Genomic DNA, 7192 nt, shown 5'->3' with positions numbered 1-7192 from the left:
CAGTTGTGGCCCCTGACTCCGGAGAGTGAGGGGCCACAACTGTACGTTCGCGCTTAACCTGCCGGAAGGCTTAGGCCTGGAACCAGATCTTGATTTCGCGCTCGGCCGAGTCCACCGAGTCAGAACCGTGGACGAGGTTCTGCTGGACCTTCAGGCCCCAGTCGCGGCCGAAGTCGCCGCGGATGGTGCCCGGGGCCGCCGTCGTCGGGTCCGTGGTGCCGGCCAGCGACCGGAAGCCCTCGATCACGCGGTGGCCCTCGAAGATCGCCGCAACCACGGGGCCGCTGAGCATGAACTCCACGAGCGGCTCGTAGAACGGCTTGCCCGCGTGCTCCTCGTAGTGCTGCTCGAGCAGTTCCCGGCTGGCGTTGGTCTTCTTGAGTTCGGCCAGGGTGTAGCCCTTGGCTTCGATCCTCTTCAGGATTTCGCCCGTCAGGTTTCGGGTGACGCCGTCCGGCTTGATCAGGACAAGGGTGCGCTCAATGCTCACAGTTGCTCCAATGGGGTTGGTTGTGGGTTTCGACGGTAAGTCTACGGGGTCTGGCCAGTGCCTTCAGTGCCGGTGCCTTCAGTGCTGGCGCCATCAGTGCCAGCGCCTTCATTGCCGGCGCCCTCAGGGTGCGCGGCATCCCATTCAGCCTGCTCGCGGTCCCGCTGGGCGGATTCGCGGTCGATCCGGATGCCGGCCCGGATGCCGTACCACCAGGCGAGGGCGAACAGCGCCCCCACCAGGAACATCAGGGGTTCCGCGAAGCCGCTCAGGATGAGCACCAGCTGCAGGATCCAACCAAGCGCCACGCCCCACGGTTTGGACAGCACCGCGCAGGCCAGGATCAGCACCACGCTCAGTCCAATGCCCACCGAGAGGATCAGCGCCGGGGAGATTTCGGCGCGGCGCAGGCCGAACACCGCCAGCGTTGCGAAGAAGACCACGAAGGCCTCCAGCAGCAGGACCGTCGAGGCGAACATGACCTTGGTGGACCGCCGCTTCTTGGGCATGCCGGGGCGCCATTCACGCTGGGCCTTGGTCAGCCGGGCCATCAGTCGGCTGCCTTTCCAAGCAGGATGCGGGCGTCCGCCACGAGCGTGATGGAGCCGGTCACCAGCACGCCGCCGGCGAGGTCGTCGTTGGCTTCGGCGCGTTCAACGGCCCACTCCAGCGCATCGTCCAGCTTTTCGGCGATGTGCACGTTTTCCTCGCCGAAGCCGAGGTCGACGGCGAGCTCCGCCAGTTCCGCTGCAGGCACTGCCCGCGGGGAGTTGGACTGGGTGAAGCAAAATTCCTCCGCCAGGTCACCCAGGGATTCCTTGAGCTGGCGCAGGATCTCCTCGGCGTCCTTTTCCTTGAGCACGCCCACGACGACCACCAGCTTGCTCAAGCTGAAGGCCTCCTGGATCGCCTCGGCGGACGCCCGGATGCCATCCGGGTTGTGGGCAGCGTCCACGATGATGGTGGGGGCCGTCCGTACGACTTCCAGCCGGCCCGGGGACGAGACAGTGCCGAAGGCTTCCTGCAGCACTTCCAGGGACAGCTCCTTCTCGCCGCCGCCAAGGAACGCCTCCAGCGCGGCCACTGCCACGGCCGCATTCTCGGCCTGGTGGGCACCGTGCAGCGGAACCATGAGGTCCGGGTAGCGGCCGGCGAGGCCCTGGATGGTCACGACCTGCCCGCCGACGGCGACCTGCCGGGATTCGACGCCGAACTCCACCCCTTCGAAGCGGAACGGCACCTGCACCTGCTTGGCCTTCTCCAGCAGGACCTGTGCGGCATCCAGCGGCTGGGCCGCGCTGACGAGGAAGCCGCCGGGCTTGATGATGCCGGCCTTCTCGTAGGCGATGTCCTCGGTGGTGTCGCCCAGCAGATCGGTGTGGTCGAGGGAGATCGGCGTCACCACGGACACCTGGCCGTCGCCCACGTTGGTGGCGTCGGTGATGCCGCCGAGGCCCACCTCCATGATGGCTACGTTGACCGGCTGGTCGGCGAACACGGCGAAGGCCAGGATGGTGAGGCATTCGAAGTACGTCAGGCGGGGCTGGCCCTCGGCGGTGAGTTCGTCGTCGACGATCTGAAGGTACGGCCGGATCTCATCCCAGATGCGCACGAACGTCTCGTCGGACACCGGCTCACCGTCCAGGCTGATCCGCTCCGTGACCTTCGACAGGTGCGGGCTGGTGTAGCGGCCCGTGCTGAGGCCGTGGGCGCGCAGGCCGGCCTCGATCATGCGCGCCGTGGACGTTTTTCCGTTGGTCCCGGTGATGTGGATGATCGGGTAGGCCTTGTTCGGCTCCCCCAGCACATCCATGGCGCGGAACAGCGGCGCTAGCCGGGGCTCCATCTTGTTTTCCGGCGCCCGGCCCAGCAGCTCGGCGTAGACGCTCTCCACGGAGAATTCGTCGGTCGGTTCAGAAGTCATTGCTCAGGCCCCCACTTTCTCGACAGTGATGCGCGGTTCGGCAGAGTCGGCCGGCACGGCATCCAGCTCCAGCGTCAGCGTTTCAGTCTTCACCAGCTCGGCGTTCGCCTGCAGGGCGTCGATGACGTTCTGCGCGGCGTTCACGCTGGTCCGGATCCGGTCGCTGACGTTCAGCCCGGCGTCCTTGCGCGCCTGCTGGATGGCACGGACCATGTCACGGGCCAGGCCTTCGGCTTCAAGCTCGGGCGTGACCTCGGTGTTGAGCACCACGAAGCCGCCGCCGGGGAGAACCGCAACGGAGGCGGAGCCGCCGTCGGACTCTGCCACCACCGTCTCCAGCGTGTACTCCTGGGGCTCCAGCTCAAGGCCGCCAGCGGTGACCACACCGGCGTCGGAGACAGACCAGTCGCCGGACTTGGAGCCCTTGATGGCCAGCTGCACGTTCTTGCCGAGGCGCGGACCCGCGGCCCGGGCGTTGACCACGAGCTTCTGCTCGATGCCGAACTCCTCCGGGGAGGCGCTGGCGGCGTCCAGCAGGCGGACCGAGCGCAGGTTCAGTTCGTCGGCGACGACGGCGGCAAAGCCTTCCAGCGCATCTGCGCCGGGTGCCACGACCGTGAGTTCCTGCAGCGGCAGGCGCACGCGCAGGTTGGCGGCCTTCCGCAGCGAGGAGCCGGTGGAGCAGATCTGCTGCACGCGGTCCATCGCCTCCACCAGCGCGGCGTTGGACGGGAACAGCTCCGGGTCCGGCCAGTCAGCGAGGTGCACCGAGCGGCCGCCGGTCAGGCCGCGCCAGATCTCCTCGGAGACCAGCGGCAGCAGCGGGGCGGCCACGCGGCACACGGCCTCCAGGGCGGTGTACAGGGCGTCGAAGGCGTCGGCGTTCTCATCGAAGAAGCGCTGGCGGCTGCGGCGGACATACCAGTTGGTGAGCATGTCCAGGTAGCTGCGGAGTTCATCGCAGGCGCCGGAGATGTCATAGGTGTCCAGCTGGGCGGTCATGTTCCGGACGAGGTCGCCGGTGTTGGCCAGCAGGTACTGGTCCAGCGTGTCCGTGTAGCCGTCGTACCGCAGCTGCGCCTCGTAGCCGTCCGCTGTTCCGTCCACTTTGTTCGATGCGTTCGTGTACAGCGTGAAGAAGCTGTACACGTTCCAGAGAGGCAGGATGACCTGGCGCACGCCGTCGCGGATGCCCTGTTCGGTGACCACGAGGTTGCCGCCGCGCAGGATGGGGCTGGACATGAGGAACCAGCGCATGGCGTCGGAGCCGTCGCGGTCCAGCACCTCGGAGACGTCCGGGTAGTTGCGCAGGCTCTTGGACATCTTCTGCCCGTCGGAGCCCAGGACGATGCCGTGGCTGATGACGTTCCGGAAGGCCGGGCGGTCGAACAGCGCGGTGGACAGGATGTGCAGCATGTAGAACCAGCCGCGGGTCTGTCCGATGTACTCCACGATGAAGTCGGCCGGGTTGTGGGTGTCGAACCAGGACTCGTTCTCGAACGGGTAGTGCACCTGGCCGTAGGGCATGGAGCCGGAGTCGAACCAGACGTCCAGCACGTCCTCCACGCGGCGCATGACCGACTGGCCCTCTTCGGGCGTGCGGGGGTCGTCCGGGTTGGGCCGGGTCAGCTCGTCGATGAACGGCCTGTGCAGGTCCACCTGTCCGTCCTTGTTCAGCGGCAGCCGGCCGAAGTCGGCTTCGATGTCCGCGAGCGACCCGTACACGTCCGTGCGCGGGTACTCCGGGTCGCTGGACTGCCACACCGGGATGGGGCTGCCCCAGTAACGGTTGCGGCTGATGGACCAGTCGCGGGCGTTGGCGAGCCACTTGCCGAACTGGCCGTCCTTGACGTTGCCGGGGATCCAGTTGATCTCCTGGTTCAGCTCGGACATCCGGTCGCGGAACTTGGTGACCTCCACGTACCAGGAGGAGACGGCGCGGTAGATCAGTGGGTTGCGGCAGCGCCAGCAGTGCGGGTAGCTGTGCTCGTAGCTGGCCTGGCGGACCAGGCGGCCCTGGGCACGGAGCACCTGGGTGATGGGCTTGTTGGCGTCGAAGACCTGCAGCCCCACGATGTCGTGCAGGTCGCCGTGGGCGAACAGGTGCAGGAACTTGGCTCCCTCGTCCACGGAGAGGACCACGGGGATGCCGGCTTCCTCACAGACCTTCTGGTCGTCCTCACCGTAGGCCGGGGCCTGGTGGACGATGCCGGTGCCGTCGGTGGTGGTGACGTAGTCAGCCACGAGGAACTGCCAGGCGTTCTGGGTGCCGTATTTTTCCGTGTCGGCGAAATCGTGCCAGAGCGGCTCGTAGGTGAGGCCCTCGAGCTCGGCGCCGGTGTGGGTTGAAACGACGGCGGCGGCCGCGGCCGCCGCGCCAGCGGCACCATCACCGTACCCCAGGTCCTTCGCGTAGCTGCCCAGCAGGTCTTCGGCCAGCAGGAAGCTGCCGGTGACGGGCGCCTCGGCCGAGGCGGCCTTGACGCCGTTCGGGCCGGCGGGCAGCACGGCGTAGCTGATGGAAGGCCCGACGGCGAGCGCCAGGTTGGTGGGCAGCGTCCACGGCGTGGTGGTCCAGGCGAGCGCCTGCACACCGGCCAACTGCTTGGACAGGTCCGACTCCCCCGCCTTGACGGGGAACGTCACCGTGACGGTCTGGTCCTGGCGGTTCTTGTAGACGTCGTCATCCATGCGCAGCTCATGGTTGGACAGCGGCGTCTCGTCCTTCCAGCAGTACGGCAGCACGCGGTAGCCGTTGTAGGTCAGGCCCTTCTCGTGCAGCTGTTTGAAGGCCCAGAGCACGGACTCCATGTACTCGACGTTGAGCGTCTTGTAGTCGTTGTCGAAGTCCACCCAGCGGGCCTGGCGGGTGACGTACGCCTGCCACTCGTTGGCGTACTTCATCACGGAGGCGCGGCACGCGTCGTTGAACTTGTCAATGCCCATGGCCTCGATCTGGGTCTTGTCCGTCATGCCCAGCTGCTTCATGGCTTCCAGCTCAGCGGGAAGGCCGTGGGTGTCCCAGCCGAAGCGGCGCTCCACGCGCTTGCCGCGCTGGGTCTGGTAGCGGCCCACCAGGTCCTTGGCGTAGCCGGTCAGCAGGTGGCCGTAGTGCGGCAGGCCGTTGGCGAAGGGCGGCCCGTCGTAGAAGACGAATTCGTTGCTGCCGGGGGCGCCGCCGGGAAGGTCGGCGCTGCGCTGGTCGATGCTTGCCTGGAAAGTGCCGTCCTGGTCCCAGTACTTGAGGATCCGCTCTTCGATCTCCGGGAACTTCACGGAGGCGGACACTCCTGAAGAGGAGCCCGGGCCGGCGGGGGCTGCTGAGGCCTTGGGGTAATACGTCATCTCGACATCCTGGGTTGAGCTGGTGAACAAATTCAGGATGCGAGGACGGCGCGTGCGCAGTCTTTCAACTGCACCGGCACCGCGGTACCACCTCACTTACCGCTGCCAACTCCAAGGGAGTTCGACGACGGCCGCTCATTGCTGCTGTGACGGGCTTACCCGTCCGGTTCTACTGGCCTGGCCCCCAGCGACTGATTGTCCGCACGCGGGCCTGGTGTTCTTCCGGAAGCTCACCGGTGATGGCCGGGTCAAAGCTGTTGGCTCCAGTCTAACTGCTGAGGCCGGGGCGGCCACAACCATCCGGCGGCCAGAGCCTAGACTCGGTCCATGACTGCTTCGGCCCGCCGCGCGCAAACCGTCTGGCTGGTGTTGGCACTGTGCATCCTCCTGCCGGTCGCTTCGCTTTCGGTGTTCCGTGCCATCCCGGCCGAGTGGCCCACGCCGGTGGTCCAACTGCTGTCCTTCACGCCGTGGCTGGTGATTCCTGCCGCCCTTGCGCTGGCCCTGGCGCTGCTGGGCCGGCGGCATCTGGTCACGGCTGCTGCCGCACTGCTCCTGGGAGCCCAGCTTTTCTGGCTCTGGGCACCGGATGCGGGTCGGGCGGATGAAGGGGTAGCAGAAGCCGGACAAGCAGACTCCGGTACCGGCAGCACCGTTCCGCTGACGGTGATGACCATCAACTCCCGCTTCGGCAGGGCCGACCCCGCCGAAATCGTCCGGCTGGTCCGGGACAACGGGGTGGAACTGCTCGCCATCCAGGAGCACACCCAGGCGCTGGAGGACCGGCTGGCCGCGGAAGGCCTGGGGAGTCTCCTGCCCAACAGGATCAGCAGCCCAACCGGGAACGGCTCGGGTAGCGCAACGTACTCAAAACACCCCATCCAGGCCATCGGGCTGATTCCCGACACACCGTTCCAGATTCCGACCTTCCGGGTGACCCTGCCCGTTGCGGATGCCGCCAACACGGGCAACGGCGTTGCGGCCGCCACTCTTGAGGTCACGAACGTGCACACCCTTCCACCGGTGGACGTCCGCGTGGGGCAGTGGCGAAGCGACCTTGAGTCGCTGGCCCGGCTGGTTGCCCGCAACGGGGTGGACGGCCAGGACAATGAGCTGCCGAGCAACCAACTGCAGCGCAACCAACTCCTGATGGGCGATTTCAACGCGACCTACGACCACTCGGAGTTCCGCAGGCTGCTCGACGGCGGCCCGGGCGGCCGGAAGCTGGTGGACGTCGGCACGGCGTCGGGGGCGCGGTTCATGCCCACGTGGCCGATGGACGGCCAGGCGCTGCCCGGCATCACCATCGACCATCTGGTCACCAGCCCGCGCATTCCGGCGTCGGGCTACGCCGTGCACCGCGTCCCCGGGACGGACCACGCTGCCGTACTGGCCACGCTGGAGGTTCCGACGGCCGGATAGAGGCTGCGGGT

General features: G+C 67.2%; 5 protein-coding genes. 1 reads left to right on the top strand and 4 read right to left on the bottom strand.

Features of this window, described 5'->3' with window-relative positions:
• Nucleotides 1-70 precede the first annotated feature (70 nt).
• Genes ndk through ileS form a run of 4 tightly spaced genes read right to left on the bottom strand, consistent with a single transcriptional unit; the run spans nucleotide 71 to nucleotide 5759 of the window.
• Nucleotides 71-490, bottom strand: a complete 420-nt coding sequence (ndk, locus tag G9E11_RS02140; protein ID WP_190602526.1) for a nucleoside-diphosphate kinase — start codon at nucleotides 488-490, stop codon at nucleotides 71-73.
• 41 nt (nucleotides 491-531) lie between these two features.
• A complete protein-coding gene (locus G9E11_RS02135; protein ID WP_246468639.1) occupies nucleotides 532-1041 on the bottom strand; it encodes a DUF4233 domain-containing protein in 510 nt (169 codons plus the stop codon).
• Nucleotides 1041-2414: a bifunctional folylpolyglutamate synthase/dihydrofolate synthase gene (locus tag G9E11_RS02130; RefSeq protein WP_190602525.1), complete on the bottom strand. Its 1374-nt coding sequence runs from the start codon at nucleotides 2412-2414 to the stop codon at nucleotides 1041-1043. Before G9E11_RS02130 ends, G9E11_RS02135 begins: the two co-directional genes overlap by 1 nt.
• A gap of 3 nt (nucleotides 2415-2417) precedes the next feature.
• Nucleotides 2418-5759, bottom strand: a complete 3342-nt coding sequence (ileS, locus tag G9E11_RS02125) for an isoleucine--tRNA ligase (protein ID WP_190602522.1) — start codon at nucleotides 5757-5759, stop codon at nucleotides 2418-2420.
• 327 nt (nucleotides 5760-6086) lie between these two features.
• Between ileS and G9E11_RS02120 the strand changes: the two genes are divergently transcribed.
• The gene (locus tag G9E11_RS02120; RefSeq protein WP_190602520.1) at nucleotides 6087-7181 is read left to right on the top strand and encodes an endonuclease/exonuclease/phosphatase family protein; all 1095 of its coding nucleotides are present in this window, start codon (nucleotides 6087-6089) and stop codon (nucleotides 7179-7181) included.
• The last annotated feature ends 11 nt before the right edge of the window (nucleotides 7182-7192 follow it).

The sequence above is a fragment of the Arthrobacter ipis genome (genome assembly GCF_014694315.1).
GTDB classification, from domain to species: Bacteria; Actinomycetota; Actinomycetes; order Actinomycetales; family Micrococcaceae; genus Arthrobacter; species Arthrobacter ipis.
The sequence above is the reverse complement of the archived record's forward strand: the minus strand, read 5'-3'. Positions and strand labels throughout refer to the sequence as shown.